Annotated in this window: 24 protein-coding genes; all 24 read right to left on the bottom strand. The window is 51.6% G+C overall.

The features are described from left to right. Nucleotides 1–1,436 (bottom strand): lipopolysaccharide biosynthesis protein (locus tag P349_RS0124410; RefSeq protein WP_152540107.1); only part of this gene is annotated, 1,436 nt, incomplete at its 3' end. A 34-nt stretch (nucleotides 1,437–1,470) separates the two neighbouring features. Then, nucleotides 1,471–2,595 carry a dTDP-4-amino-4,6-dideoxygalactose transaminase gene (rffA, locus tag P349_RS11945; protein ID WP_032646463.1) on the bottom strand — a complete coding sequence of 375 codons (1,125 nt, stop codon included), beginning with the start codon at nucleotides 2,593–2,595 and terminating at the stop codon, nucleotides 1,471–1,473. 10 nt (nucleotides 2,596–2,605) lie between these two features. Then, complete coding sequence (gene rfbC, locus P349_RS11940) at nucleotides 2,606–3,148, bottom strand: dTDP-4-dehydrorhamnose 3,5-epimerase (RefSeq protein ID WP_032646464.1); 543 nt, start codon at nucleotides 3,146–3,148, stop codon at nucleotides 2,606–2,608. A 2-nt stretch (nucleotides 3,149–3,150) separates the two neighbouring features. Continuing rightward, a complete protein-coding gene (rfbA, locus tag P349_RS11935) occupies nucleotides 3,151–4,029 on the bottom strand; it encodes a glucose-1-phosphate thymidylyltransferase RfbA (protein WP_032646465.1) in 879 nt (292 codons plus the stop codon). 53 nt (nucleotides 4,030–4,082) lie between these two features. After that, a complete protein-coding gene (rfbD, locus tag P349_RS11930; protein ID WP_032646466.1) occupies nucleotides 4,083–4,982 on the bottom strand; it encodes a dTDP-4-dehydrorhamnose reductase in 900 nt (299 codons plus the stop codon). Continuing rightward, the gene (gene rfbB / locus P349_RS11925) at nucleotides 4,982–6,067 is read right to left on the bottom strand and encodes a dTDP-glucose 4,6-dehydratase (RefSeq protein ID WP_032646467.1); all 1,086 of its coding nucleotides are present in this window, start codon (nucleotides 6,065–6,067) and stop codon (nucleotides 4,982–4,984) included. Before rfbB ends, rfbD begins: the two co-directional genes overlap by 1 nt. A gap of 354 nt (nucleotides 6,068–6,421) precedes the next feature. Beyond that, nucleotides 6,422–7,318: a GalU regulator GalF gene (gene galF / locus P349_RS11920; RefSeq protein WP_032646468.1), complete on the bottom strand. Its 897-nt coding sequence runs from the start codon at nucleotides 7,316–7,318 to the stop codon at nucleotides 6,422–6,424. 176 nt (nucleotides 7,319–7,494) lie between these two features. Continuing rightward, a complete protein-coding gene (wcaM, locus tag P349_RS11915) occupies nucleotides 7,495–8,886 on the bottom strand; it encodes a colanic acid biosynthesis protein WcaM (RefSeq protein ID WP_032646469.1) in 1,392 nt (463 codons plus the stop codon). A gap of 12 nt (nucleotides 8,887–8,898) precedes the next feature. Beyond that, the gene (gene wcaL, locus P349_RS11910; protein ID WP_032646470.1) at nucleotides 8,899–10,119 is read right to left on the bottom strand and encodes a colanic acid biosynthesis glycosyltransferase WcaL; all 1,221 of its coding nucleotides are present in this window, start codon (nucleotides 10,117–10,119) and stop codon (nucleotides 8,899–8,901) included. Beyond that, complete coding sequence (gene wcaK, locus P349_RS11905) at nucleotides 10,116–11,396, bottom strand: colanic acid biosynthesis pyruvyl transferase WcaK (protein WP_024908095.1); 1,281 nt, start codon at nucleotides 11,394–11,396, stop codon at nucleotides 10,116–10,118. The genes wcaL and wcaK overlap by 4 nt, the downstream gene beginning before the upstream one ends. A 17-nt stretch (nucleotides 11,397–11,413) precedes the next feature. Further along, the gene (gene wzxC / locus P349_RS11900; RefSeq protein ID WP_032646471.1) at nucleotides 11,414–12,892 is read right to left on the bottom strand and encodes a colanic acid undecaprenyl disphosphate flippase WzxC; all 1,479 of its coding nucleotides are present in this window, start codon (nucleotides 12,890–12,892) and stop codon (nucleotides 11,414–11,416) included. Between the two features lies 1 nt (nucleotide 12,893). Next, complete coding sequence (wcaJ, locus tag P349_RS11895) at nucleotides 12,894–14,288, bottom strand: undecaprenyl-phosphate glucose phosphotransferase (protein ID WP_032646472.1); 1,395 nt, start codon at nucleotides 14,286–14,288, stop codon at nucleotides 12,894–12,896. A 46-nt stretch (nucleotides 14,289–14,334) separates the two neighbouring features. Continuing rightward, complete coding sequence (gene cpsG, locus P349_RS11890) at nucleotides 14,335–15,705, bottom strand: colanic acid biosynthesis phosphomannomutase CpsG (protein WP_032646474.1); 1,371 nt, start codon at nucleotides 15,703–15,705, stop codon at nucleotides 14,335–14,337. Nucleotides 15,706–15,815: 110 nt separating this feature from the next. After that, nucleotides 15,816–17,252 (bottom strand): mannose-1-phosphate guanyltransferase, encoded by a 1,437-nt coding sequence (cpsB, locus tag P349_RS11885; RefSeq protein WP_024908099.1) that lies wholly within the window; start codon nucleotides 17,250–17,252, stop codon nucleotides 15,816–15,818. Between the two features lie 3 nt (nucleotides 17,253–17,255). Next, a complete protein-coding gene (wcaI, locus tag P349_RS11880) occupies nucleotides 17,256–18,479 on the bottom strand; it encodes a colanic acid biosynthesis fucosyltransferase WcaI (RefSeq protein ID WP_024908100.1) in 1,224 nt (407 codons plus the stop codon). Further along, nucleotides 18,476–18,955 (bottom strand): GDP-mannose mannosyl hydrolase, encoded by a 480-nt coding sequence (locus P349_RS11875; protein ID WP_032646475.1) that lies wholly within the window; start codon nucleotides 18,953–18,955, stop codon nucleotides 18,476–18,478. The genes wcaI and P349_RS11875 overlap by 4 nt, the downstream gene beginning before the upstream one ends. A gap of 2 nt (nucleotides 18,956–18,957) precedes the next feature. Next, nucleotides 18,958–19,923, bottom strand: coding sequence for a GDP-L-fucose synthase (gene fcl / locus P349_RS11870; protein WP_024908102.1), 966 nt, complete (start codon nucleotides 19,921–19,923; stop codon nucleotides 18,958–18,960). A 2-nt stretch (nucleotides 19,924–19,925) separates the two neighbouring features. After that, on the bottom strand, nucleotides 19,926–21,047 hold the full coding sequence (gmd, locus tag P349_RS11865) for a GDP-mannose 4,6-dehydratase (protein WP_014884502.1): 1,122 nt from the start codon (nucleotides 21,045–21,047) through the stop codon (nucleotides 19,926–19,928). 12 nt (nucleotides 21,048–21,059) lie between these two features. Next, the gene (gene wcaF / locus P349_RS11860) at nucleotides 21,060–21,620 is read right to left on the bottom strand and encodes a colanic acid biosynthesis acetyltransferase WcaF (protein WP_032646476.1); all 561 of its coding nucleotides are present in this window, start codon (nucleotides 21,618–21,620) and stop codon (nucleotides 21,060–21,062) included. 15 nt (nucleotides 21,621–21,635) lie between these two features. Further along, nucleotides 21,636–22,382: a colanic acid biosynthesis glycosyltransferase WcaE gene (gene wcaE, locus P349_RS11855; protein WP_032646478.1), complete on the bottom strand. Its 747-nt coding sequence runs from the start codon at nucleotides 22,380–22,382 to the stop codon at nucleotides 21,636–21,638. A gap of 16 nt (nucleotides 22,383–22,398) precedes the next feature. Further along, nucleotides 22,399–23,619 carry a colanic acid polymerase WcaD gene (gene wcaD, locus P349_RS11850; RefSeq protein WP_032646479.1) on the bottom strand — a complete coding sequence of 407 codons (1,221 nt, stop codon included), beginning with the start codon at nucleotides 23,617–23,619 and terminating at the stop codon, nucleotides 22,399–22,401. Next, on the bottom strand, nucleotides 23,594–24,811 hold the full coding sequence (gene wcaC / locus P349_RS11845; RefSeq protein WP_024908106.1) for a colanic acid biosynthesis glycosyltransferase WcaC: 1,218 nt from the start codon (nucleotides 24,809–24,811) through the stop codon (nucleotides 23,594–23,596). The genes wcaD and wcaC overlap by 26 nt, the downstream gene beginning before the upstream one ends. After that, entirely contained in the window at nucleotides 24,808–25,299 is a 492-nt protein-coding gene (wcaB, locus tag P349_RS11840) for a colanic acid biosynthesis acetyltransferase WcaB (RefSeq protein WP_023312402.1), read from the bottom strand. Before wcaB ends, wcaC begins: the two co-directional genes overlap by 4 nt. Then, a complete protein-coding gene (wcaA, locus tag P349_RS11835) occupies nucleotides 25,299–26,141 on the bottom strand; it encodes a colanic acid biosynthesis glycosyltransferase WcaA (RefSeq protein ID WP_032646480.1) in 843 nt (280 codons plus the stop codon). Before wcaA ends, wcaB begins: the two co-directional genes overlap by 1 nt. Between the last annotated feature and the right edge of the window lie 2 nt (nucleotides 26,142–26,143).

A 26,143-nucleotide genomic window follows, 5' to 3' on the forward strand; every position in this document is an offset into this window, starting at 1 on the left:
AAATTTATTAGCGGAGACCCAAATATGTAAGCATATTTATAATCAGAAAATAAAGAGAAACGCTTTATACTCTCAAAAATAAGCGTTGACAATAATAATATAAAGAATGTTAGAAGGGTCAATGTTATCACAAAAGAGCCCATTTCTTTGTGAAGACAATAACCACCCCATATAAGAAGAAATAGAACGGTATGAATTAGATAGAAAATACTAGACCAATGTGGACCAAAATACTTAGCAATAATTATTGTCAATGGAATTGTTAATGCTGAATAACTAGCATATGCATAAAAATGATATTTTAATTTTCCAATAGAGTATAACAGAATGAATATAAAATTCATTATACCGGCAAAAAAAGTAGCTGACACGAGCCATTTAGCATAAAGATTTACGGTAATGCCTAACTCATCGTTTTTAAGCCACAAGGCAATCAGTTCATTACCAAACACATTCATATACGGAACTAATGGTGCAAGGAGAAGAACATATGCGATAGAACTATAGCTGAACAATGATATGAATTGCTTTTCGTTTTTTTCTTTTATTAACGCACTCAATCGTGGCAATAAAATTTGTGACAAGGGGATAACCAGAGTCAAGATTACCGCACTAAGCTGGCCACCGATTTGGTATTGTGTGTAATTTGTTAATGTTGTATATGTTGATAAAGCTATCTTATCAACTTGACTTGCTATAACCCATATCATTGATAAGCCTGAAAGTTGTAGAGAAAACTTTATTACTTTTCCAAATGAAAGATCATCGTCTTCATATAGGCTATTATTATTGTCTTTTTCTTCCAGTTGCTTATTATGTTTGCGCATAACGTAGTAAACACAATAAGCCGTAACGATGACGTCTAAAACAGATAAAGCTAGCAATACTTTAAAGAAAGCAGCTAATGAATTCGAGTAATAGGCAAGAACAATATAACCGCCACCATAAAAACAAGTTGTATAGACCATTCCCCATAGGGCTATGAGATCTTGCCTTTCCATTCCATTTATGAAACTTTGTAAATAAGATCGCAAATATAATAGTGCTAAAATTATACCTATCAATTTTATGCAAAGTAGTGTTTCGTTGTTAGATAAAGTTGTTTTCAACCAATCATTTACTATAAATAGTGAGAAATAGTTAAAAATAAATGCAACTATGCAAGCAATAAAAACAAAGCCACAAAAGACTCTCAAAAACAAACTAATTACTTTAGCGAAACTTACGAGTTGATACTTATTTGTCGCTATTAATTTCACAAATGTTCCACTGATACCTGCATCTAACAACCCCATAAGTGTTATAAGCATAGTAAAGAATGAAACTATTCCATATCGCTCCGTGCCTAATAATCCTATAATCAAAGGTACTAACAATAACGGAAATGCAGCTCGATATAATTGAGATGCATATAGTATAGATATTTTTTTGAACATACCAACTCACAAAGTATCAACTCGTCTTTTCTTTCTATCGGAAGAAATCAGTTATATTGGAGCATATATAATCAACTTGTTCTAAAGTTAATTCATAAAATAAGGGAAGGCGCAGCAAGTTGTCAGTGAACAAATCGCTATTTTTTAAGTTTACATCTTCGTTAGTAGATAAATAAAAATCACTTTTATTTAATGATAAATAATGGAAAACAGCATGTATACCATTATCCTTCAAATGTTTAATTAAATCAGTACGAACGTTGATATTGCTGCATATGATATAAAACATATGAGCATTGTTAGTGGCATACTCAGGAACCACAGGTAGATTGATAAGTCCTAACTGCGCAAGTGGTGTTAATTTTTCTTGATAACGTTGCCAAAGCTCTTTACGTTTGTTCTGAATATCATCCATATTTTCGAGTTGTGCATATAAATAAGCAGCGTTGATATCAGAAGGGAGAAATGAAGAACCAATATCAACCCAGCCATATTTATTAACCTCACCTCTGAAAAATGAAGATCTGTTAGTCCCCTTTTCACGAATTATTTCGGCTCGTTTGACATATTTGTCATCATTAATAACAAGCATGCCGCCTTCACCAGAAATTATATTTTTTGTTTCATGAAACGAAAACGTTCCAAATGCTCCAATACTTCCCAGTGGGCGTTCCTTATAATATGAATCAATCGCCTGAGCAGCATCTTCGACAATAGGAATATTATATTGCTTAGATATAGCCAATAATTCATCCATATCACATGCAATTCCAGCATAATGAACTACTACTATCGCTTTTGTTTGTGGTGTAATTAAAGCACGTATTGAGTCTGGATCAACATTTGGATTGTTAGTATAGCTATCAGCAAATACAACTTTTGCTCCTCTTAATGAGAAAGCGTTAACAGTCGATACAAATGTATACGAAGGTGCAATTACTTCATCTCCTGGTTTAATGTCCAGCAATATTGCTGCCATTTCAAGTGCGTCAGTACAAGAAGTAGTAAGTAATACTTTTTTAAAATTGTATTTTTTTTCAAAGAACTCGTGACATTTCTTAGTAAATTTTCCGTCCCCTGAAATCTTTCCGTCTTTTGCAGCTTGTGCAATATAAACTAATTCATCCCCATGTAAATAGGGTTTATTGAATGGAATCATTTTTTTTCCTTTATTTTAAATCTGCAAAACTGCCAGCTTTCATATCTTTGACAGAAAGTATTATTTCATTTTCGTCTAAAGGCCACTCGATATTTAACGTGGGATCGTTCCACGCAATACTTCTTTCTGCTGTGGGTGCATAATAGTCAGTAGTCTTATATAAAAACTCTGCATTATCGCTTAATACGGCAAAACCGTGTGCGAAACCTTCAGGAATCCATAACTGTCGTTTGTTTTCTGCAGATAGTATAACTCCAACCCACTTACCATAAGTTTCTGAATCCGGCCGGATATCTACTGCAACATCAAAAACTTCACCTACAATGCAACGGACCAATTTTCCCTGCTCATGAGGCCCAGTCTGATAATGTAATCCACGCAATACTCCTCGTTTTGATCTGGAATGATTATCCTGAACAAACGTAAGGGTACGACCGACACAGGCCTCAAGTTTCGTATGATTGTAGCTTTCATAAAAGAAGCCTCTGTCATCACTAAACACTTTTGGCTCAATCAATAATACGTCAGGAATATTTGTTTTGATAACATTCATTACTAGTAGCCTTTAATCATTTTGTACAAATATTGCCCATAAGCATTCTTTGATAGCGGAACAGCTAATTTTTTAACTTGCTCAGCATTTATAAATCCTTTGCGGTAAGCAATTTCTTCTGGACAAGAAACTTTAAGGCCTTGACGCTCCTCAATAGTGGCAATGAAGTTACTGGCTTCAATCAAACTCTGATGCGTCCCCGTGTCCAACCAGGCATAACCGCGCCCCATCATTGCTACAGACAAACGTCCTTGCTCCATATAAATTCGATTGATATCAGTAATCTCAAGCTCGCCACGCGAGGAAGGCTTCAGGTTTTTAGCCAATTCGACAACATCGTTATCATAGAAATATAATCCGGTGACCGCATAATTACTTTTCGGTTCTAGCGGTTTTTCTTCAAGGCTGATGGCAGTTCCATTCTTATCAAATTCAACGACACCATAACGTTCAGGATCGTTAACGTGGTATGCGAATACGGTCGCACCACTTTCTCGATTGACCGCCGTTTCCATTAATTTAGGCAGATCATGTCCGTAAAAAATATTATCGCCGAGTACCAACGCGCAGTCATCATTTCCGATAAAGTCTTCACCGATGATAAATGCCTGGGCTAAACCATCCGGCGAAGGCTGAACCTTATAATGTAGATTTAAACCCCATTGGCTGCCATCACCCAGTAATTGCTCAAAACGAGGTGTATCCTGCGGAGTGCTAATGATCAAAATATCACGAATACCCGCTAACATTAGCGTTGAGAGCGGGTAATAGATCATTGGTTTGTCATATATGGGCAACAATTGCTTGCTGACAGCCATGGTCACTGGATATAAACGGGTACCAGAACCACCAGCTAAAATAATGCCTTTACGGGTTTTCATTTCATTATCTCTTTATACGCAAAAGTACCCAGTGACGGGCACTAACATTATATTCAGATTGCTGTCGCAGCAAACAATTCATTCAGCATACGTTTAACTCCTTTCTCCCAATTGGGAAGAACAAGCCCAAAGGTACGCTGGAATTTTTCATTATTAAGACGAGAGTTATTTGGTCGGCATGCAGGGGTTGGGTAAGCGCTGGTTGGTACTTTATTTAACTGCTTGATTGCAAGTGCAACATCAACTTTTCTGGCTTCGGAAAATACCAGTGCAGCATAATCATACCATGTAGTGACACCACTCGCTACGAGGTGATAAAGGCCAGCAACTTCCTGATTTTTCTGTGCAATCCGAATAGCATGAGCGGTACAATCCGCCAATAATTCTGCACCGGTAGGTGCACCAAACTGATCGTTAATGACGGAAAGTTCAGTTTTCTCTTTAGCCAAACGTAACATGGTTTTTGCAAAGTTATTGCCTTTGCCAGCATAAACCCAACTGGTACGAAAAATAAGGTGCTTTGGACAATGCTCTTGTAATGCCCTTTCACCGGCCAGTTTCGTTTTGCCATAAACATTTAATGGTGCAGTGGCATCTTCTTCAAGCCAAGGCGCATCACCGGTACCCGGAAAAACGTAATCAGTTGAGTAATGCACAACCCACGCGCCTATTTCAGCAGCAGCTTTGGCAATAGCCTCTACGCTTGTGGAGTTAAGCAATTGTGCAAAGTCCACTTCGGATTCAGCTTTATCCACAGCAGTGTGTGCAGCAGCGTTCACAACCACATCTGGACGTATTTTTCGTACGGTTTCAGCAACACCTTCAGGATTACTAAAGTCGCCACAGAAATCGGTAGAATGCACATCAAGGGCTATAATATTTCCCAGGGGCGCGAGTGCCCGTTGTAGCTCCCAGCCTACCTGACCATTTTTCCCGAACAACAGAATATTCATTATTTACGTTCTCCATAATTCTGTTCAATCCAGGTTTTATAAGATCCGCTTTTAACGTTTTCTACCCACTTGGTATTGCTCAGATACCATTCCACCGTCTTACGAATTCCGCTTTCGAACGTCTCCTCAGGCTTCCAGCCCAGTTCAACGCCAATTTTATGCGCATCAATCGCATAGCGACGGTCATGCCCCGGACGGTCAGCCACATACGTAATCTGATCGCGATATGACCCCTCTTTAGGCACTATCTCATCAAGCAGATCGCAAATCGTATGGACCACGTCCAGGTTCTGCTTCTCGTTATGTCCGCCAATGTTATACGTTTCCCCAGGTTTCCCTTGAGTGACAACGGTGTAGAGTGCACGGGCATGATCTTCTACATACAGCCAGTCACGAATCTGGTCACCCTTCCCGTAAATAGGCAGTGCTTTACCGTCCAGCGCATTCAGGATGACCAGCGGGATCAGTTTTTCCGGGAAGTGGTACGGGCCGTAGTTATTTGAACAGTTGGTGACAATTGTCGGGAAACCGTAGGTACGCAACCAGGCACGAACGAGATGATCGCTGGATGCTTTCGACGCTGAATACGGGCTGCTTGGTGCATACGATGTAGTTTCAGTGAAGAGTGGCAGCTCAGTTGATCCCGGATGCTCATCCGGATGCGGTAAATCACCATACACTTCGTCGGTAGAGATGTGATGGAAACGGAAGGCTTTCTTCGCCTTCTCATCCAACGTTGACCAGTACGCACGAGCGGCTTCCAGAAGCACATAAGTGCCGACGATATTCGTTTCGATAAACGCTGCCGGGCCAGTAATAGAGCGATCGACGTGACTTTCAGCGGCCAGGTGCATCACCGCGTCAGGCTTATGCTTTGCGAAAATACGATCCATGGCATCTTTGTTACAAATGTCCGCATGCTCAAAAACATAGCGGTCGCTGTCGCTGACTTCACTAAGCGACTCAAGGTTGCCGGCATAGGTCAGCTTGTCCACGTTGACGACGTCGTCCTGGGTATTTTTAATAATATGTCGTACAACCGCTGAGCCGATAAAGCCGGCCCCGCCCGTCACAAGAATTTTCACGTTATCTGTTCCGTCTAGTGTATATGTCTGGATACTGGCGCTCTGAAAACTGAGAGTTTATAACCAGTTTCAGAAATTGAGCACGCTACCGCCCCTGGCTTAACAGCTACCAGTGCACTGAGCGATGTTTGATTAAATGATTTTTCTTGTCTGGATACAGACAAAAAACTGGCGTTAATTGTCGTCCTAAACGACCTCAGAAACAAGCACAAATCGCTACAAAGCGGTCGAGATTTAAATCAGATAACCCTATGTAATCATTACATTAATAACAAAAAACGGCAGCCATCATTTTGGTTATAGATCAACACACCAAAATAATGACTGCCGTTTGTTCAGATCGAGGCTGAAATATCAGTCGTTAGCCAGCAATTTCTCAATCCGGTTTCTGAACTTCGCCCCTTCCTTCAGGTTGCGCAGCCCATAGTTCACGAACGCCTGCATATAGCCCATTTTCTTACCGCAGTCATAGCTGTCGCCGGTCATCAGCATCGCGTCAACAGACTGTTTTTTCGCCAGTTCGGCAATCGCGTCGGTCAACTGAATACGGTCCCAGGCGCCTGGCTCGGTTTTTTCCAGTTCCGCCCAGATGTCGGCGTTCAGAACATAGCGACCAACCGCCATCAGGTCTGAGTCCAGCGTCTGTGGCTGATCCGGTTTTTCGATGAACTCAACGATGCGGCTCACCTGCCCTTCCGTCTCCAGCGGCTCTTTAGTCTGAATAACGGAGTACTCGGAGAGGTCGCCCTTCATACGTTTTGCCAGCACCTGGCTACGACCCGTTTCATTGAATCGTGCCACCATTGCCGCCAGGTTGTAACGCAGCGGATCGGCAGAAGCGGTATCGATAATAATGTCCGGAAGAACAACGATAAACGGATTGTCACCCACAACCGGACGGGCACACAGAATTGAGTGACCCAGACCCAGCGGCTGCGCCTGACGCACGTTCATGATAGTCACGCCAGGCGGACAAATAGACTGTACTTCCGCCAGCAGCTGGCGTTTGACGCGCTGCTCCAGCAACGCTTCGAGTTCGTAAGAGGTGTCGAAGTGGTTTTCTACCGCATTCTTAGAGGAGTGCGTAACCAGTACGATTTCTTTGATCCCTGCAGCAACAATCTCGTCAACAATGTATTGAATCATTGGCTTGTCGACGATCGGCAGCATCTCTTTAGGAATGGCTTTTGTGGCTGGCAGCATATGCATGCCCAGGCCTGCTACCGGAATGACTGCTTTCAAATTAATCATTATTTCTTCCACCTTAAAATGGTTGACGAATTATAGCTCTTAAACCTGTTTTCGCCAGCATGATTTGCCGTAATCCAGAGGCAATGTTACGCCTTCGCATCACCAATTTCTGTAGTTGTACTCTGATTCGATCACGTTTTTATGCCAGGAATAGTCTCAAAACTGACGATTGTCTATTATCTGTGCGGAAGCGCAAAGTTCAGCCTTTCCACATTCACCACCTGCTGGTCGACCCGGTCAATATCCACCGAGCTCTGCCCCTTCTCATTAACGGCTTTAATGTTCGCCAGCGACAGCAACGTCTCGTCTTTCGCCATAAATTTACCCCGCACATCCTTGCGCAGGTCGAAGTTGATCTTCAGGGCGGGCCCTACAGCGGCTTCCTGCATCACATTGATGTTGCGTAAAAAAAGATGTTGCGGCTTGTTGTGTAATTCAAGCGTAGCACGCTGCATATCCACGTTGGTTATCGCCACAAACGAGGTCGCGTTACCGGATGAAATCTGTATTCCGCGCAATTTATAGGCAAGCTGGCGGTTATCGAGGTGAATATTATTGAGCTTGAAGTTCTGCGGGATGGACAAATAATCGCCTTTTATCACCCCATAGCCAATTAGCATTCCGGCACTGTTCACCATATCGACATTATCAATAATGAAATTATCACACCCATAAATGGCCACCGTGGCGTTGTCTATTCCCGCCTTTTTACTGAAGTCGGGAGTAATATTTTTGGCCTTAATATTGCGGATAACAAAATGTTTGCCGTTTTCAACATGCACCAGCTGGCGACAGTTGCTGCCGGTAATGTTGGCCACCACGAAGTTCTTGACGGTTTGCTTCTCCGGATAGTCATTATCGTAGGTGCTGCCGGCGAGGCCAATGCCGATGCCCCAGTTGATCTTGCCGTTGGTGCAGTTGATGTTGTCGATGACATGATCGGAGATCAGGATATTGCGATCGTTGATGGCGACGTTCCATTCGATCGCATCGCCCTGCAGGTGACTAAATTTGCTGTTGGTGATGCGCGCTCCGTCCACCTGGTTATGGAAACCCTGACGCAGGATGGCGTAGTTGGCCTGGCTCACGCTGATGTTATCAATCAGCAAATTGCGCATCACGCTGGGTTTCTTGCCGCCGATGTAGATCTGCGTCACCGGGCCAAACCCGCTCATGGCCAGCCCTTTGATCACGCAGTCAGAGCCGCGAACGTCGAGCGTAATGTTCTCCGTGCGGCCCGCACCTTCACCTATCACTTTGCTGCCTTCCTGCAGCACAAAGCGGCCGCGCCCGTTACCGGTTAGCGCCCCGCGGATCAGCAGCGTTTTACCGTCGGGAATGAAAATACCCGTGTTGATGTTTTCGCAGGTGAGCCCGGCAGGGACCACAACCGTGTCGCCATCAGTAAACGCCTGCTTAAAGGCGGCGATCCAGTCGTTGTTATTGTACTGATTAACAGAGACCGTTTTTCCAGCAGCCGCTCGCGCAATGCGTGACGACAGCAGCGGCGTGGCCGCCAGAACGGACAGAGAAGAGACAAAGGTGCGTCGGGTAATCTTATTCAGCATACATCCTCGGCGTTACAACGTTTGCAGCAGGCTCGCTAACTGGCGATTAATCACCTGCTGGTTAAAATCGGTTTCAACTTTTTGCCGTGCATTATGAAGCACGGGCTCCAGCGTCTGCTGGTCGATGTCGCTGAAGGCAGCTAATCGGTCCGCAAGGGCTATCGCGTTATTCTCCGGCACCAGCCAGCCGGAATGGTCCGACTTAATCAGCTCCGGGATCCCGCTGTGCAGGGTCGATACCACAGGAATACCTACGGCCATCGCCTCCATCAGCGCCACCGGAATGCCTTCCATATCGCCATCGGCGCCCGTCACTGAGGGCAGCAGGAACACATCTGCCTCGTCGAGCATGGCCTTGACCTCGTGGCTCGGCTTGAAGCCGGGCATCTCTACGACATCTTCCAGCTGATACTGTTCGATAAGCGTGCGCAGACGACGCTCCCACGGCCCAATGCCGAGAATGCGGTAGTGGAAATCCACCCCGCGCGCTTTCAGCTGGCGGCAGGCTTCAATCGCCACATGCAGCCCTTTCTTCTCGGTCAGACGCGCGACGGAGATGATCTGCAGCGGTGTTCCCGGCACCTTTACAGGACGACGCGTGAAGCGCGTTAAATCCACGCCCATTCGCGAAACGGCAATTTTCTCTCCCGGACAGCCCATGTTTTTCAGCCGTCCGGCCCACAGGTCGCTGATAGGCAGCATCATGTCGCCGCGTCGGAAAAGCTGCTGGTATTCCGGCGTGTAGTGGTTCAGCACTTCACGGCTGGAGATGTCGATACCGTGGAAGATGGTAGCAATTTTACCGTCAATCACCCCCAGTTCGCGCAGCTTCGCGGCGGTGACGCCCGCCGGGCCAAAGTGAGCGATAAACACGTCGGCACGATACGGCTGCGCCGTTTGCCCGCAGATGGCCGACAGGATCAGATTGCGTGACTCCGCCCCATAGCGGGAAACATTCAGCGCCCGCCACGTCGACGCGCGGTGGATCCCGCGTAATGTCTGGCTGGCCCGGTGGCGCAGCTTGCTCAGCTTCCCGGACGGCTCATCCTGCAGCCAGCGGGTTTTCGCCTCCAGCCCATACTGGGTATACGCCGCATGGGTGTTTTGGGTATCGCCCTTTTGCAGGGCGATAATCTCCACGTCATATCCCATATCGATAAACGCGGTGATTTGGTTCAGAACAAACGTTTCGGACGACAGTGGAAATTTCAGTAAGAAGAAACCAACCTTCATTTCCCCTCCCGTACGCGATCGAGTACCGATTTCACCATCCCAATGCCCTTCTCGCGCTCGGCTTTCACCGCCACCGCCAGACGTTCATTGATAGCAGGCAGTTGGCCGAGCGTGTCCCCCACCATCGCACCGAGCGATCCGTCCAGCAGATGACGAATATCCACCGCCATTTCCGGCATACCGAGCTGCTGCATAATCCCGGCGGACTTGTGCTCATAGTTAATGGCAATGGCCGGCGTGCCGAAGTTCATGGAGATAATGGCGGAGTGCAGACGGGTGCCCACCGTCAGGTCGCAGGCGGAGAGCAGCTTGCCCATCTCCAGGTCGTTCAGTTCATCCATCACCACGTGATAGCGGGACGGGTCGTTCACCAGATTGCGCAGGTTCAGCGCCACCATACGGTCGTCTTTGTTGTAACTGTCGATACCGGTGCAGGTTGAGAGCGCCAGCACCTGGTACCCGCTGTCCAGCACGCGGTTCACCACATCGGCGAAGGCTTTCTCATACGCCGCCTGCGTCGTGCCTAAACGTTTATCAAAAGGCGCCAGCTCACGCAGGGTTATTGCGACGGTTTTCTGTTTCGCCGCCACGTCGAGCCAGTGCTGCACCGCGTAGCTCGCCTGGAAGCTGTCGTCCTGGTGATCCACCAGCCAGGCGGTGTCCACGCCGTGCTCAACTTTTGAGGTGTCAATTTCGCTGCGCTTCATCATGTCGAGGCTGACCGACTCTCGCAGGATCAGCGCATCGCAGTGGCCAAACACATAGTTCGCCAACTGGTTAAACTGCGGATCCTGGAATGGCCCGACGCTGTGGCCGATCATAAACAGCGGCTTTTTCGCCATGAACGTGCACAACGCATGCTCAAACTGCGGCACGCCGTAGAGATCGACGAAGAACGAACCGCCGACCTGGATAATGGCGTCATAGCCGGACAGCAGGCGAACAAAGTCGGTAAAGCCCTGCGCGATAGCGATGTTGCGCAGCTTGCCGGTATCGGTCACACGGGAAAGCAGCACCTGGTGCTGATAGCGACGACGCAGCACTTTCTTCACGCGGCCCATCACGCCCGCGGCGTTGTTATGCTGTTTCATCTGGCTGTAGAGCGGGTCGCCCATCACCGGGCGGTTCAGTAACCAGGATGAGCTGACCGGATAACGGCTCATCACGTCCACTTCGGTCTCAGGCTTAAGGGTGTTAATTGCATCCAGTAAACCGCGCAGGATGGCGCTGTCGCCACGGTTGCCGCAGGTGTGGTTGCCAAGAATTAATAATTTCATAATGGCCTCTTAAATAACTAGCCTGCGCGAAGCAGCGTTTTCATTTTTTCGTTACGGCAAAACTGGCGCTTCATCTCAACGACCAGCGCATTGCGAGAAAGTACGATCATCACGACGAAGGCCAGCGCCCCCGCGGCAACCTGCACCGCCAGCAGCGCGGCCAGCGGCAGATGGCCGCTGAGGATCGCGCCCAGACCGTAGCTCACCGCCAGGGTCGGCAATGAGAGATAGAACGGCAGCCACAGGCTCAGGATGTACTGACGGTAGCTGGAGCCCAGCACCGGTTTAATCATGATGAAGTAGCTCAGAACGGTATTGACGATCTGCACCAGCAGGAAGCCCAGCGTGACGCCAATGGCGCCCGCCATGTGTCCGCCGACGATAATTGCCGGAATAAACAGGAAGGTTTTGAACACGTTGAATTTAAAGCTGATGTCCACGCGCGCTTTAGCCATCAACAGGGACCCAATCGGGTTCCCCACGGAGCGCAGCAGCCCTACCACGCACAGCAGCTGCAGGATCGGAATGATGCCGTTCCACTTTTCACCAAACACCAGCGGCACGAAATTGCTGGACACCACCATCAGCCCCAGCAGCACCGGGAAGTTAATAATCCCCACCACGGAAAGCAGCTTGTAGAAGTTGACGCGCAGCTTCTCGGTGTCGTCCTGAATCTTGGCAAACGCCGGGAACAGGACGCGGGTGATAATCGGGTTCAGCTTCATCGGCGGCACCACCGCGACGTTGTAGGCCAGGTTGTAGCCCCCCGCCACGCTCGCGCCAAGAATACGCGCCAGCACCAGCGTCGACAGGTTGGTATTCACATAGTTGATGATGCTGTCCGCCGTCAGCCACGCGCCAAAGCGCAGGTTGGACGAGACGGACGCCAGCGAGAAATGCAGCCCCGGACGGTAGATCTTGCGGCCAAAGTAGCCGAACAGCAGCGTACGGACGGCAGAGTTAACCAGGTATCCCAGAATAGCGGTCATCGCCAGCGGCCAGAAATGGGCGCTCACCACGGTGAAGGTAAAGCCCGCCAGAACGGCGCTGGTCTCGATCATGCCGATCTTGTTGAACTCCAGCTCTTTCTGCATCAGCGCGCGGAACTGCTGTCCGTGCGGGATCACCACGAAAGCAAACGACAGCGTGCGCATCAGCGGAGCGAGATCCGGGTTGTGCAGCACGCTGGCGATGGTATCGCTCAGCAGAAACACCAGCACAAACACGAAAATCCCCAGCCCCACGTTCAGCCAGTAGAGCGTGGTCAGCTCCAGATGGCTAATCTCTTTGCGCTGGATAATCGAGTTGGCGATACCAAAATCAGACAGCGTATCGGCCAGCGCGATAATCACCAGCGAGACGGTCAGCAGGCCGAACTGGTGATTATCAATAATGCGCGCCAGCACGGTCATCTGCACCAGACCGAGGCCAATGATGACGATGGTCGCCATCGCTGACCACTTCGCCCCGCTGATGGTTTTTTCACGTAAGCTCATCTTAGTACGCCGCTTTGTTCACGAAACCTTTGAAGATGGTCAGAAAAACAATCTTGATATCGAACCAGATACTCCATTCACGGATGTACTCCAGATCGAATTCGATACGTTTTTCCATTTTTTCCAGCGTGTCGGTTTCGCCGCGCCAGCCGTTGATCTGCGCCCAACCGGTGATGCCCGGCTTCACCTTATGGCGCAGCATGTAGCCCTCAATCAGCGAGCGATACTGCTCGTTGTGCGCCACCGCGTGCGGACGCGGGCCAACAATCGACATGCCACCGGTAAAGACGTTGATAAACTGCGGCAGTTCATCCAGCGAGGTGCGGCGCAGGAAGTTCCCCACGCGGGTGACGCGCGGATCGTTCTGCGTTGCCTGGGTCACCACCTTGTCGTTTTCCATCACCTTCATGGAGCGGAATTTCCACACCATAATCGGCTTACCGTCCATACCGTAGCGGGTCTGGCGGAAGATAACCGGGCCGGGAGAGCTCAGCTTCACCGCCAGGGCAATGCAGCACAGAACAGGCGAAATCAGCAGCAGGATCAGTGAAGAGAGCACGATATCTTCCACGCGCTTCAGCACGCGGTTAATGCCCGACAGCGGCGTGTCGTATAGCGGTACCACCGGCACGCCGTTCACCTCTTCAATACGGGAGTGAAGGATGTTGAAGGTAAACACGTCCGGGATCAGGATCACGGAGCAGGTGGTGTCCGCCAGCTCGCGCATCAGTTGCTTAATGCGGGATTCGTCTCTCATCTGCATGGCAATGTAGACGTTGTGAATTTTGCCGGCTTTCGCGTCTTCAATAAGCTGGTCGTAATTACCCGCCCAGTCCGCAGGCACGCCACCCGGCTTCGCGTCGTGATAAATCCCCACCACTTCAAAACCTAACCACGGCTCTTTGCGGAAGCTGTCGAGCAGTACCTTCCCGACCGGCAGATCGCCCGCCACGGCAACGAAGCGACGGTTATAACCCCGGTTACGCAGCCAGCCCGCACCAAAGCGGATCAGGGAACGGCACACCACCATGCCGACACTGGTTAACAGATACCAGCAGAGATAGGTGACGAGGCGATTGTCAAAATCATGGCTGAACGCCACCAGGCCTGCGCTGAAGATCAGGCTAAGGGTCCAGTTCTGCAGCAGCAGCATCAGTTCGGTAGTCATTTTGACGCCGCGCCACGAGCGGTAGAAATCGGTCATTCCGCCGATCATTTGAAACACGACCAGCGCAATCAGGGCCATCAGCAGATGCATATATAAGAACGGCAGCCCGCTGATCCGACACACCGCCCACAATCCACCGACCATGATGGTGATATCAGAAAAACGCTGCACCATAGAGATTAACGATGCATTCGTTCTCGCTCGTTCGCGTTTTTTTAGATTCGTCATCGTTGTTCCTGTATTCGGTTCCCCCTCCCACCGGGAGGGGCAATTATTACTGATTCAACAGCGCCAGAATGTCCTTCGTTCGGGCTTCCATCAGCGCGGTGTCAGCACGGGACTCCACGTTCAGGCGCACCACCGGCTCGGTGTTGGACGAGCGCAGGTTAAAGCGCCACTGCGGGAACGCCATGCTGATGCCGTCCGTACGGTCAATTTCCAGCGCGTGAATCGCAAAGTGCTGCTCCACGCGGGCAATGGCCTCGGCCGGCTCCGCCAGCTTGCTGTTGATCTCCCCGCTCGCCGGGAACGCCGCCATGCGGTCACGCACCAGCTCGCCCAGCGTCTGCCCCTTCAGGCACAGCAGCTCGGCGACCAGCAGCCACGGGATCATCCCGCTGTCGCAGTAGGCAAAATCACGGAAGTAGTGGTGGGCGCTCATCTCGCCGCCGTAGATGGCGTCTTCTTCGCGCATGCGCTCTTTGATGAAGGCGTGGCCGGTTTTGGACATCACCGGCGTGCCGCCTGCCGCGGACACCACGTCGACGGTATTCCATGACAGGCGCGGGTCATGAATGATTTTCGCGCCCGGGTTTTTCTCGAGGAACGCTTCCGCCAGCAGGCCGACAATGTAGTAACCCTCGATGAACTGCCCTTTCTCGTCGAACAGGAAGCAGCGGTCGAAGTCACCGTCAAAGGCGATACCCATGTCCGCACCGTGCTCAATCACCGCGTTGCGGGTGTCGTCACGGCACTCCGGCAGCAGCGGGTTAGGAATACCGTTCGGGAAGTTGCCGTCCGGGGTGTTATGCACTTTGACGAAGGTCACCGGCACGTTCAGTGCCTTAAAGCGCGCTTCCAGCGCATCCACCACCGGGCCAGCTGCGCCGTTACCGGAGTTGATCACCAGCTTCAGCGGCTTGAGGTTCGCCACGTTGATGTAGCCCAGCAGGTGGTCGATGTACTCTTTTTGCAGGTTGATTTTTTTGTAGCTGCCGCGCTTCGCCTCGTTCACCGGCGGGAAGTCATTGGCTTCCGCCAGACGCTGCACGTCGCGCAGGCCGGTGTCGCCGCTGATAGGGCGTGCGCCCTTGCGCACCAGCTTCATGCCGTTGTAGTCCATCGGGTTGTGGCTGGCCGTTACTTCGATACCGCCGTCCACGCCCAGGTGGAAGGTGGCAAAGTAAATCTCTTCGGTGCCGGAAAGACCGATGTCCAGCACGTCAACGCCCGCGTCCTGCAGCCCTTTCGCCAGGGCCAGCTTCAGGGATTCACTGGTCAGGCGCACGTCGCCGCCCAGCACGATGGTCTGCGGTTTTAAATATTCGCCGTATGCGCGGCCAATGCGCCACGCAATGTCTTCATTCAGCTCTTCGCCCAGCTTGCCGCGAATATCGTAGGCTTTAAAACAGGTTAATTTTTCCATGATGACCCCTTTTTCAGGCAACAGTCGGCCCTGACCACTAAATGGCCAAATTAATTTTTTGTCATTCGTAGGCCCGGTAAGCGCAGCGCCACCGGGCATAATGCAGAGTGCTACACCCGCCCGTAGCGGTCCTGGAAGCGCACGATATCGTCCTCTTCAAGATACGAGCCGGAACGCACCTCAATTAAGTCGAGAGGAATTTTCCCCGGGTTCTCCAGACAGTGCGTCGCCCCCAGCGGAATATAAATGGACTCGTTTTCACCCAGCAGTTTGACTTCACCGTCGATAGTGACTTTGGCGGTACCCGCCACCACCACCCAGTGCTCGGCGCGATGATGGTGCATCTGCACCGACAGCCCCTCGCCCGGCTTCACGGTGATGCGTTTCACCTGATAGCGGTCACCGGAATCAATGGAGTCATATTTCCCCCACGGACGGTACACTTCGCGGTGGATATGGTGCTCGTGGCGACCATCCGCCTTAATTTTCTCCACCACTTTTTTAACGTCCTGCACGGCGTTACGGTCGGCAATCAGCACGGCGTCTTTGGTCTGGACAACCACCAGATCTTTCACCCCGACCGTGGTGACCAGGCCGGACTCGGCGTAGACGTAGCTGTTTTCCGTTTTGTGGCTAATGACATCGCCATGATGGACGTTACCCTCCGGGGTATGGGCGCTGATCTCCCACAGGGAGGACCAGGAGCCCACATCGCTCCAGCCCGCATCCATCGGCACCACAACGGCATCTGCCGTGCGCTCCATCACCGCGTAGTCAATGGACTCTTCCGGGCAGGCGAGGAACGCCTCTTCATCCACGCGGATGAAGTCGAGATCCGGGTCCACCACCGCCATCGCTTTCTCGCAGGCGTTCAGAATATCCGGGCGGTATTTGCGCAGTTCTTCCAGATAGCGTCCGGCGCGGAACAGGAACATCCCGCTGTTCCAGTAATACTCACCGCTGGCAACGTAGGCCTGCGCGGTTTCCAGATTCGGTTTTTCGACAAACTGCGCCACGTCAAACGCCACGCTGTCGCCTTCACCCGGCGCCACGCTGCCGCGACGGATGTAGCCGTAGCCGGTTTCCGGCAGATCCGGCACGATGCCGAAGGTCACCAGCTTGCCGCTTTCGGCGTAAGGAATAGCCGCACGCACCGCGTCGCGGAATGCGTCTTCCTGCTGGATAACATGGTCTGCCGCCAGAACCAGCATCAGCGGGTCACAGTCCGGGCTGCTGCGTTTTGCCGCCAGCGCCGCCAGGGCGATCGCAGGCGCGGTGTTACGACCGGCAGGCTCCAGAATGATGTTTTCAGTAAGTTTGTTCAGCTGGCGCAGCTGCTCGGCAACAATAAAGCGGTGCTGTTCGTTACAAATCACCACCGGGCTTTCACACTCCACGCCGTGCAGACGGTTTACCGTCGTCTGCAGCATGGTGAGATCCCCTTTCAGACAGAGGAACTGTTTTGGATAGAGCACGCGGGACAGCGGCCACAACCGGCTACCAGAGCCACCAGCCATCACAACCGGATACAAAGTGGTTTGACTCATGATTTATCCCCGTATATCTGCAATAAATTGGCTCAGCACGTTCTCTTTCTCGAGCGTGCGTTCGGCATATTCACGTGCCACCGTGTTCACTTTTGGCATGGCAAGTGCCTGCTCAATTCCGGTGACCAGCGCCGGAACCGATTCCGGCTCCACGCACACGGCAATGCCCGGATAGCTGTCACACAGCTGGCCTAATTCTGTTTCGGCTTCTGCCGTAATCACCGCGTTGCCGCCCACTGCCAGAATGTTGGTCAGCTTGGACGGCAGCACCGCATCCGCGGCACCGCGTTTTTGCACCACCAGATGGCAGTCGCCCATCTTCAGCAGCGCAGGCAGTGCCTCGTAAGACTGAAGCGGGAAAAATTTCACGTTGGTCAGGCCGCGTTCGCCGACCATTTTTTCCAGCCGCGCTTTTCCACCACCCTGCCCGACAATCACAAACGTCCACGGATGTTGGTTCAGCAGTTGGGCCGCTTCAATCACACTCTCCAGCCCCTGTTTTTCGCCGATGTTGCCTGAGTAAAGAATGATTTTTTGATCTTCAGGCAAACCAAGCTGCGCGCGCAGCGCCTGAGCGTCTTGCTCAGTCACGTCGCGAAAACGCGCCACTTCGGACCAGTTCGGGAAGAAGATCACCTTCTCCGCCGGGACGCCCTTCTCCTGCGCCTTGTTCATCATCGAGCGCGAAATCGTTGAGACGTAATCCACGTTGTGTAAACCACTGCGCTCAAACGCGCTGGCGAGCTTAGCCACCTTGCCGCCTTTGCTTTTGCCTGCCATCCCCAGGCCCAGCATGGCGTCAACTTCATAATCCTGAATGTGCAGCAGGGTGCGCGCGCCGGAGAGTTTGCCCAGCAGGCGCATGCCCGGCGTGCAAAACAGCGTTGGCACCACGCCGATGATGCGATCCGGCTTCCAGCGACGCTGTGCCATCAGCGGGAAGAAACTGCTCAGGGCAAAGCTGCCGAGATGAATCAACCGTTTCAGCGTCGAGGGCTGCTTAGGCACATACAGCGGGCAGCGCCAGACGGTCGCTGCACCCTCTTCGCGACGGTAGCGCCAGCTTGAGTAGCGCTCCCCGACTTTCCATTCCGGGTAGTACGGCGGCGCGGTAATGACCCGCACGTCATGTCCCTGGCTCGCCATCCACTCGACCATCTCGCCGGTGTACTTCCCGATGCCGGTTAGCTCCGGCGAGTAGTTGATTCCGTACACTAAAATTTTCATAAGCCCGGCACTCCGGACTGACGATCGGCCAGGAAATAGGCACGGCTGTTGCCGTGCACATTGTCGCTGGCCAGCAGCGCCTCTGGCGTCTGCCAGCGGTAGTCGTCATGCTGAGAATCAGGCAGACGCAGGTCTGCCTCACTCACCTTCAGGCGGAATCCCAGCACGATGTAGTGCGTGGTGAACCCGGTGCCTGAAAAGTTATCGTCATAGAAGTGCTGCCAGACCCCGTAAAACTGGCCCGCCGCCATCGGCAGCTGCAGGCCCAGTTCCGCCAGAGTGAGACGCTCAAACGCATCGCTCAACGTCTCATCCTTCTGCACGCGCCCGCCGGGCACGAACCAGAAGCCCTGTGCAGGACGGTTGGTTCGTTTCCCCAGCAAGAACTCGCCGCGTTCGTTCTCCACGATCAAATCAATTGAGATGAGCGGAGTGGAACGCACTACCGTGGCAAAATCTTCCTGACTTAAAAACATCGTTACCCCCGGAAGCGGTGCTGGTTTTCCAGGAACCACTGGTAGGTACTGGCCAGTCCCTGCTCCAGTGACACCTCGTGATACCAGCCCAGCTGATGCAGACGGGTCACGTCCAGCAGCTTGCGCGGCGTACCGTCCGGTTTGGTGGCGTCAAACACCACGCGACCTTTGTAACCCACCACCTGCGCGATGGTTTGCGCCAGCTCGCGAATGGTGCAGTCCACGCCGGTACCGACGTTGATATGCGACAGCATCGGCTCGGTGTTCTCCTGCCACACTTCGCGATCCAGCTCCATCACGTGAATGCTGGCGGCAGCCATGTCGTCCACGTGCAGGAATTCACGCATCGGCGTACCGCTGCCCCACACCACCACGTCCGGTGCGTTCTCGGCGGTCGCCTCGTGGAAGCGGCGCAGCAGCGCCGGGATCACGTGCGAGTTGCTCGGGTGGAAATTGTCGTGCGGTCCGTACAGGTTGGTCGGCATCACCGAACGATAGTCGCGGTTGTACTGACGGTTGTAGGACTCGCACAGCTTGATCCCGGCAATCTTGGCAATCGCGTACGGTTCGTTGGTTGCTTCAAGCGTGCCCTGCAGCAGCTCGCTTTCGGCGATCGGCTGCTTCGCCATTTTCGGGTAGATACAGGACGAGCCGAGGAACAGCAGCTTGTTCACGTTGTGCAAATGCGCCGCGTGAATGATGTTGCTCTCGATCATCATGTTCTCGTAGATGAAATCCGCCGGGTAAGTGTTGTTGGCAACAATGCCGCCCACTTTCGCCGCCGCCAGATACACCTGGTCAATGCGTTCGTTAGCAAAGAAGTCCTGTACCGCACGGCTGTCGAGCAGGTTCAGCTCGTCGCGGGTGCGGACAATCACTTCTACGTCACCGCGCTGCTCGAGCTGGCGCACAATCGCGGAACCCACCATTCCGCGATGACCGGCGACAAAAATACGTTGTTTTGTCATTCTCAGGACTCCAGCGCGATAGCAACCTCGTAGCCATGAGACTTGAGCAGGGAGTGTTTTTTCGCTGCTTCAAGATCTTTGGCAACCATCTCGGAAACCATCTCCTGCAGAGTGATTTCTGGTTTCCAGCCCAGCTTCTCGTGCGCTTTGGTTGGGTCACCCAGCAGGGTTTCTACTTCAGCAGGACGGAAGTAGCGCGGGTCAACCTGCACAATCACGTCGCCTGGCTTCACGCCCGGTGCATCGTGGCCGGTCACGGACACAACGATACCTTTCTCTTCCACGCCGGTACCTTCAAAGCGCAGTTTGATGCCCAGCTGTGCCGCGGCCATTTCAACGAACTGACGTACGGAGTACTGCACGCCGGTTGCAATCACGAAGTCTTCTGGCTGTTCCTGCTGCAGCATCATCCACTGCATTTTCACGTAGTCTTTGGCATGGCCCCAGTCACGCAGGGAATCCATGTTGCCGAGGTGCAGGCAAGACTCCAGACCCTGCGCGATGTTAGCGATAGCGCGGGTGATTTTGCGGGTCACGAAGGTTTCGCCACGACGTGGAGATTCGTGGTTGAACAGGATGCCGTTACAGGCGTACATGCCGTAGGATTCACGGTAGTTCACGGTGATCCAGTAGGCGTACAGTTTTGCTACCGCATACGGAGAGCGTGGGTAGAACGGCGTGGTCTCTTTCTGTGGGATTTCCTGCACCAGACCGTACAGCTCAGAGGTGGATGCCTGGTAGAAGCGAGTTTTCTTCTCAAGGCCGAGGAAGCGGATCGCTTCCAGCAGACGCAGCGTACCCATGGCATCAACGTCAGCGGTGTATTCCGGGGACTCGAAGGAGACCGCTACGTGGCTCATCGCGCCCAGGTTGTACACTTCATCCGGCTGCACTTCCTGCAGGATACGGGTCAGGTTGGAGGTATCGGTCAGGTCGCCGTAGTGCAGGTGGAATTTCGGGTTCGCCGCGTGAGGATCCTGATAGATATGATCCACACGTTCGGTGTTGAAAGAAGACGCACGACGTTTAATACCGTGCACTTCATAACCTTTTTCCAGCAGGAACTCTGCCAGGTAAGAACCATCCTGCCCGGTAACGCCGGTGATGAGAGCGACTTTAGACATGTTTATATTCCTCTACTTATGAATTTTATCAGTTTCAACGCGTTCGCGTATCACCACTGCGGGGTTGCCACGGCAAACTTTATTTGCCGGTAGCGATTTAAAAACGCTGCTGCGGGCACCGACTACCGTGCCATCGCCAACAGAAACACCCGGTGCAACAAAAACATCCGTTGCCAGCCAGCATTTTTCGCCAATCACAATAGGCGAAGCGGTAATATCAAAATGCTGACTCATAAAATCGTGGCTGCCGGTGCACAAATAACATTTCTGCGAAACCACCGAATTTGCGCCAATCGTAATTTCGCCCAGGGTATATAACACCGCGTCATCCCCTACCCAGGCGTAATCCCCAAGCGTTAATTTCCACGGATAGGTAATTTTTACCGAAGGTCTGATGACTACGTTTTTTCCTATTTTTGCGCCAAACAGGCGCAATAAAAATGCTCGCCAGCGGTACAGTATTTGCGGTGACCAGGCAAATAAGGTGGCCTGAACGGCCCACCACAGCTGCACTTTAATACCGCCCGCGCCCCGAAAACCTTTCGGTACCGAGAAACCTTTCAGATCCTGCATTACGTTTCCTTATATTCAGGCTTTGTTATATAAGGCTTTCGTTTTACCCGTGGTGCGCACGCGTAATAAATAAGACAATTCCGCCCAGAATGCCGGCACGCGTAATATTTTACGCTGTACGTTTTTGGCATCCTGGCACAATTCCAGATTATTAGACGTTGACACGCCGCCCATTGAGAATTCAGATACCAGCCCTTTAATTCGACGGAACGGGTAACCTGATTTGTACAGGCTGGCAGCCAGTGCATAATCGGAAGACACTTTATACTGCAAATCGTAAGGCTGTTTTTTCAGACCTTTTACCGGGAAGAAAATGGCCTGATGGCTGGCCGGTAAGCTGTGATAGATATACCAGCCAGGCTTCGCGCTGCGGCACACTTTATGTCCGTCGCCAAAATCGAGCAGTGCATCGCCAATATACATGGCATCCTCTTTCTGGCGCGCCAGTTGACGGGCAAACAGCGCCACATCATCATGGAAAATATCGCCCGAATTCAGGAAGATGGCATAACGGCCTTGTGCCATGTTGATGCCTTTATTCATCGCATCGTAGATGCCTTTATCTTTCTCGCTGATGTAGCGTAAGTTGAACTCACCGTTGAGTTTTTCCAGAATATCCGCCGTGCCATCGTTCGAGCCGCCGTCGACCACAATCCACTCAAAGGTGAGGCTTGGATCGCGCGCCAGGTTGCGCAGCGAGCGCCAGGTTTTTACCACCCCTTCGTAATTACGAAAAGCGACAGTAATGACGCTAAGAAACATAAATCACCTCATTTCGTCATACGTTCGTAATATTAAGCGCCTTGCGCAGAATAAACGGACAGACAATCAAGAAAGCATATTCCGGGCTAAATATTGACCCGGTAAAAAACAGCGACACCGGAGTAAAAAGATAAAGCTGAACGCGAAAGTTCTGGTTATCACCAAACGCGTTAATCATCATTTTGAAAACTTTAAACAAATACCACAGGGTCAACAGTACGGCGAACCACGAAAAATAAATAATTAACAGATACAGACCATTGTCTATGGTTTTACCGACATCCGCACCGTTAAAGATTCCGAATGATGCAACATATTCGTAAAGTGAGCCGAATCTTACTACCCCATCAATATGGGTTAATGAATAACCCACCATCACCAGTGGCCCAATGATGCGATAATAGGACGAAGACCCTTCCGTTCCCAAATCACCCAGACGTTCTGAGATGTACGGGAAGGCAAATATCACGCCTATCATAAATACCGTCAGAGAGATAATCGCCAGCGGCAGTTTTTTCTTAATCGCATCTTTGTTCAGGTACTGGAACGCCCACTCCAGCAGGTAAAACAGGATAAATGTCATTACCCCTGAGAACGATCCAGACAGAACAATTCCTGCAAGAATCATAGCATCGGTCTTAGGCGTTTTGATACCAAACTGTTTGATGCTGAGCCAAATTGAGATTAACGCCAGAGCGAAAAACGCCGGTTCAAAATAGAGGGCTGTAGTACGCTTCCCGCCAAACTTGATGAAGTTCAATACATAGCTGTTACTGTAAATGAGATATTTCGAAATTATCTCCATCAGGCTGCTACCACCGGTCAGAATAATTTGCGCCATCTCCAGTGCGGCAAGCATAACAATTAACGCAACGGCAATATAAAAGAACCTAAGGATTTTCCGATAATTGTGCGGAGAAATAGTTTTAAACCGAATACTCCAGACCATACCGATAATAATGACGATATAAACAAACAGCATGGTTGACGTGACGTATTTACTGGCATCCAGCGACTGGCCAAAGATGTAGTTAAACAGCGTCAGTCCCGTGCCCAGCCCTAAGGCAATCATCAGCTTCTTCAGGTTGATTTTATCGACATACAGCAGAAGCAGAACGGGCAAGAAGGTCACGATGGTTATCGGGAAGCTTTCGCCGAGCTGGGCAATTTTGACGTTGACCAGCAGGTAGATCAGCGGCAGCAGCAGATAACTACAGACTCTGATAGAACGAGACATATTCCTCCAGCATCTGTTGTCCACTGTAGGCCTTGCGGCTGCGGTTGCGGAACGATTCCAGGTCAGTGCCAAAAACGATCTCAGCAATCTGCGCCTTCGGCAGCTGTACCAGGGGCAGGACCTCCTGCTCCGTGAAGGTTTTCCCGCCGGATTTTTCCAGCACTTCACGTGCCGCATCGCTGTGGGTGGCAATCACCGGCACGCCGATTGAGAGCGCTTCGCAGAGGATCAGCGGGTAGTTATCCACGCGGGAGCTGAACACCAGCGCGTCCATTTCATTCAGCGCGCTCATCAGCTTGCGCTTGTCGGTCTCAAACCCGTGGTTCACCACGTTGGCCCCTTCGAACGGTGAAAACTTGCCGAAGGTATGAAGCTCTATCTTGTCCCCCAGCGCCATCATGTCGCGCACCAGCTGCTGGTTGGTTTTACCGTCGTAGCGCAGGTCATGCGCAACGATAGCGATTTTCGGTTTACCTGCGGTTTCCGCCACCGGGGTCAGCTCCGCAAGAATGGCTTCCGTCGCCACGTCGATGCCGTTGTTGATAATCTGACAGCGCCCTGCCCCGTACAGGCTGTTGAAGGCATCGGCCACGTGCTGGCTTGGAGAGATAAACGTACAGCCGAGCGAGAGCATGTCGCGGAACAGCTGACGCTTTCCGGCCACCAGCTGATGCGCGCGATCCACCTTCACCGGCGGATAGTTGCTTAACGTAGGGCACTTCTGGCAGTTATCTTTCCAGCCTTCGCAACCGTCGGTAAACGCGCAGCGCCCGGTTACGCTCCAGTGATCGTGCAGCGTCCAGACGAAACGGGTGTCAGGCTTGTGGGCCTGCACCTTCTGACAAAACGCCACCACCTCTTCCAGATTCAGCCAGTAGCTGTGCAGCACGTGAAAATGCAGCACAACCGGGCCCGTGGTGCGGGTCACCGTGCGGTAAAGCGTGTTCAGGTTGCCAAACAGATCGCGGTTAAACAGGCGGAACAGCGCGATGTTGGCAATCGAGGTCAGACGCGGCGTGTGCTTGTGCACCTGCGGGAAGTTATCGTGGCTGACGCTTTTCTTGCCGCCTTTGCCGTAGCCATAAATAAAACGCGACTGAAGTCCTTTTTGCAGCGCGCGCTGGTGTAGATCCAGGGCTACGCCTGCCGCTCCGCCTTCTGCGAGGCGTACGTTAAATTGCAGAATGTTCATTTAATCACCTTCACGCGGGCTTTTTCTCCCACCACCAGCGCGTTATCCGGAATGCTGTCCAGCACCACGCTGCCAGCACCAATCGTGACGTTATTACCAATCGTGATGTCACCGATGATCACCACGTTCGCCCCCAGCTCGACGTTATTGCCGATGACCGGGCAGGCCAGGCTGTCAGGCCCACGGTTGCCAATGGTGACCGCATGACGAATGGTGAAATCATCCCCAGCGACCACGAACTTGTTGATCACCACCGCATAGCCGTGGTGGATGGTAAAGCGGCGGCCAATGGTGGCAGCGGCCTGGATTTCATAGCCAAAAAAGCATTCGGTGATGATGCGGTACAGCACCAACACGGGTGCCGCCCAGATATTGTTCAGTACGTTTTTCTTACGCCACACCGAGCAAAAGTGCGCGATGCGGTACGCCAGAACCATGCAGCACGGACGCAGGCTCCAGCTGTTAGCGCGGCAATCTTCCAGAAACATTATTTCCCCCGAAGCCCGTCAGCCAGACGCTTGCCGTTACGCACGGAAAGCAGCGTCAGCAGCGTGCGCCAGTTCATGCGCTTATTGCGGATCTGATAGAGGGTAAAGAGCTGATATTTACGGCTGGCACGGTCAAACTTGTCCTTGTGCTTGCGGTAAAAATGGAAGTAGCCGGAGAACTTTTTCGGCGAGGAGGTGATCTGCATCTCCCCGTGGTTTATGTGCAGGATCTGCGTGGCCTCTTCCACTTTCCACGGTTCACCGTATTCCACCACCATGCGCAGGAAGATATCGTAATCCTGCGCGGCCTTGAGTTCGGTATCGAACAGGCACTCTTTGAAACGCCACGCCCAGGTGAAGACCTGGTTACCAATAATGTTGCGCTTGTAGAACAGGCGGCGAGAGTACGGTGATTTCGGATACAGCGGCAGACTGGCGGGCTGCGAGTAAACTTCGCCCTGGCAGACATAGTCGTTGGCATACAGGAAAGCGTGCGTAACCAGCTGTTCTTTATGCGACTGGAAGATAGACAGGCGGTTCGGCGTCCATTCGTCATCGTCGTCGATACCGGTCAGATACTGCCCTTTGGCCTGCATAATCGCCTGATTACGCACCGCACATGCGCCGGAGTTAATGGCGTTATGCGTATAAACCACCCGCGGGTCGTTGAGGTCAGTCACAAACTTTTGCAGCTGTTCATACGAGGAAGAGCAGTCATCAACGATGATCAGCTCCCAGTTATCGTAATCCTGACGTAACACCGACTTGATTGCGCGGATCGCCAGCTGCTGACGATTCCATGTCGGCATATAGATTGAAACTAAAGGGCGTTGTGTGGTCATTT

Origin of the sequence: Enterobacter sp. DC4 (assembly GCF_000568095.1) — a bacterium.
In the GTDB taxonomy this organism is placed as follows: Bacteria; Pseudomonadota; Gammaproteobacteria; order Enterobacterales; family Enterobacteriaceae; genus Enterobacter; species Enterobacter pseudoroggenkampii.